The organism is Pseudomonas sp. (genome assembly GCF_028293835.1).
Lineage (GTDB): Bacteria > Pseudomonadota > Gammaproteobacteria > Pseudomonadales > Pseudomonadaceae > Aquipseudomonas.
Genome location: NZ_JAQGNX010000035.1, coordinates 1 through 3,066, shown reverse-complemented (window position 1 = coordinate 3,066; position 3,066 = coordinate 1). Strand labels below are relative to the sequence as shown.

Below are 3,066 nucleotides of genomic sequence, written 5' to 3'. Positions count from 1 at the left end.
GACCATTTCAAGCGCGTCAATGACACTCACGGCCATCCCATGGGCGATAGGGTGATCAAGAGCCTGGCGTTGTTTCTCAAGCAACGCTTGCGCAAGACCGATTACATCGGCCGCTACGGCGGTGAAGAGTTTGCGGTGGTCATGCCCGACACCAGTCTGGAAGACGCTCATGGAGTGCTGGATGAAATTCGTCAGCGTTTTGCCGAAATCCATTACCCGGCGCAACCCATCGACCTGTCCTGCACCTTCAGCGCAGGCGTTGTTGAATTGTCCGACGGCGCTGACAGCCTGATGCTCGCGACCTTGGCGGACGATGCCCTGTACCGCGCCAAAGATGCGGGCCGCAATCAAGTGCATGCCGGCCACCTAAAGCCCAACGCCAGCTTTCTTGAAGAGTTGGCTGACGCGGTGATTTCGCCTTAATAGCGCAAAATTTCCAACGTCCAAGTCTGTAGGAGGGTCCGCCACGTCTTCGACACCGCGCTGTCGCGCAGCAGACACAGAGCCCGTACGAGCTGCCGAAGGCTGCGATAGGCCGGGGTCGCGGGCGACTGGCACCCCTTCAGAGGTATCACGAGGGCGACCGGTTGCCGGTCGAATCGCAGCCTTCGGCAGCTCCTGCAGATTATTTTCAGGTCAGTAAGTTATGCGTTGTTGGCTCCTACAGATTGCCATTCAGAAACGCGCCCTTACAACTCCTGCCGCAGCACGACCGGGAACAGTCCGCTATCATGCGCGGACTTTCCATATGCGAGACCGCTATGCGCCGTCTGCTTTGCCTGTTGCTGTTAATCCTCGCCCTGCCTGCAGTCGGCGCCAGTTTGCTGGACACTCGCCCCAGCAGCACGCTGGGTTCGGGGTCGCTGAACAACAGCAGTGATTTTCTGCCGGTGCATGAAGCATTTCGCTTGAACCTGATTGCCGTCACACCGCAGTCGATCAAATTGCGTTTTGTCCCTACCGAAGGCTATTACCTTTATCGCCATCGCTTTCAATTCCATGCAGAACCGGCGGACATCGGCCTTGGCCAGGCACAATTGCCTCCGGGTGAACAAAAGCACGACGACTATTTTGGCGATGTCGAGGTGTACCACGGCATTCTGGACGTCGACATCCCCCGCACGCCCGGCGACAGTCGCCCCTTTACCCTGGCGGTCACCTATCAGGGCTGCGCCGACAAAGGCCTGTGTTATCCGCCCGAAACCGAGCGACTGGCGATTGGTGACGTCGCAACCAACACCCCCACCACTGTATCCGCCGCCGCCTCGACCCACAGCGCCTGGAGCTGGAAAGAGCTGGCGCTGTTTTTCCTGGCTGGCGTCGGCCTTACCTTTACTCCCTGCGTATTGCCCATGCTGCCGATTCTGTCTGGCGTGGTATTGCGAGGTCAGGTCGGCGGGCTACGTGGATTTAGCTTGTCACTGGCTTATGTGCTACCGATGGCGATCTGCTTCGCAGTACTCGGTGCACTGATGGGCATGTTCGGCGCCAGCCTGAATCTGCAGGCACGTTTGCAGTCAGCCTGGGTTCTGGTGCCGTTTGCCCTGTTCTTCGTGATGTTTGCCATTGCCATGTTCGGCCTGTTCGAACTGCGTTTGCCCCGGTTCATCAGCAGTCGGCTGGATCGCATCGCCGGGCGCACTGAAGGCGGATCGCTGTGGGGGGCCGCGGTACTGGGCGTTGTCTCCAGCTTGTTGGTTTCACCTTGTGTTTCCGCACCGTTGGCGGGCGCGCTGCTTTATATAAGCGCCAGCGGCGATGCACTGGGTGGTGCCATGAAACTGTTCGCCCTCGGACTGGGCATGGGCGCGCCGCTGCTGGTGGTCGCCACCGGTGGAGCCGCCTGGTTACCGAAAAGCGGACCATGGCTGGTGACGGTCAAAAACGTGATTGGCGTGCTGTTACTGGCAGTGGCCATCGGTTTGCTCAGCCGTGTCATTCCCGGCGAAATCACCTTGCTGCTGCTGGGCTTGCTCTGGGCTGGCGTGGCGCTTTTTCTCGGCGCCCTGGAATTCTCGCCAAAAACCCCGGCCGAGCGTATGGCTCAGTTGCTTGGCATCTTCCTGCTGGTTTACGCCCTCGCCTGTTGGTATGGGGCGTTCAGCGGCCAGACCGATCCGTTCCGGCCATTGGGAAGCACGCAACCTGTGCTGTCGGTCAATAGCGGGGCAATTGCAAATTCTGGTGCCTGGCAAACCATCAGTGCCTCAGCCGAACTGAATCGGGCACTGAGCGAAGCAAAGGCTGCCGGGCAGCCCGTTTTGGTGGATTGGTATGCCGACTGGTGCATTAGTTGCAAAGTCATCGAACGCGACGTGTTACCGGACCCTGAGGTCAAACGCCAACTGACGGGCTATAAGCTGATCCGCTTCGACATGACCGAGAGTACCGCCGAGCAACGCGCATTACTCGATCGCTACAAATTGTTCGGCCCGCCTGCGTTGCTGTTCTTCGGCAAAAACGGTGCAGAGCGTGCGGACACAAGAGTGGTCGGCGAAATCAATACAGAAGACTTCTTGAAACGTATCGCCCAGGCAAATGACCAGATTTAAGCGATGAGTCATAAACTTCGCGCGAACATCGGTCATCGTGCTGGCTATTGCGCTTAACTGGACAGCCCACGGCGGTTGCGGCATAGTCGCTCCGCATCGATGCCTGCTGACACAACAAGGAATAACGGATGGCGACGCTACTGGTTCTCCACGGACCCAACCTGAACCTGCTTGGCACTCGCGAACCGGGCGTTTACGGCTCGGTAACCCTGGCGCAAATCAATCAGGACCTGGAACAACGAGCTCGTGTGGGTGGACACCATCTGCTGTACCTGCAAAGTAACGCCGAATATGAATTGATCGACCGTATCCATGCCGCACGGGATGAAGGTGTGGACTTCATTTTGATCAATCCAGCCGCTTTTACGCACACAAGCGTCGCATTACGTGACGCGCTGCTGGCAGTGAGCAACCCATTCATCGAAGTTCATCTCTCTAACGTGCACAAACGCGAACCTTTCCGCCATCACTCTTACTTTTCAGATGTTGCTGTAGGAGTGATCTGCGGCCTTGG

3 protein-coding genes are annotated in these 3,066 nt (G+C 58.0%); all 3 read left to right on the top strand.

Annotated elements, in window-relative coordinates:
- On the top strand, window positions 1-423 hold a 423-nt coding region (locus JWR17_RS04445), incomplete at its 5' end, for a GGDEF domain-containing protein (RefSeq protein ID WP_299828698.1).
- A gap of 338 nt (window positions 424-761) precedes the next feature.
- Complete coding sequence (locus tag JWR17_RS04440) at window positions 762-2,552, top strand: protein-disulfide reductase DsbD (protein WP_299828696.1); 1,791 nt, start codon at window positions 762-764, stop codon at window positions 2,550-2,552.
- Window positions 2,553-2,680: 128 nt separating this feature from the next.
- On the top strand, window positions 2,681-3,066 hold a 386-nt coding region (aroQ, locus tag JWR17_RS04435), incomplete at its 3' end, for a type II 3-dehydroquinate dehydratase (protein WP_299828695.1).

What these genes read in the sequence shown, in the direction of transcription:
- JWR17_RS04440 (WP_299828696.1), top strand. Translation starts at nt 762, where the DNA reads ATGCGCCGTCTGCTTTGCCTGTTGCTGTTAATCCTCGCCCTGCCTGCA.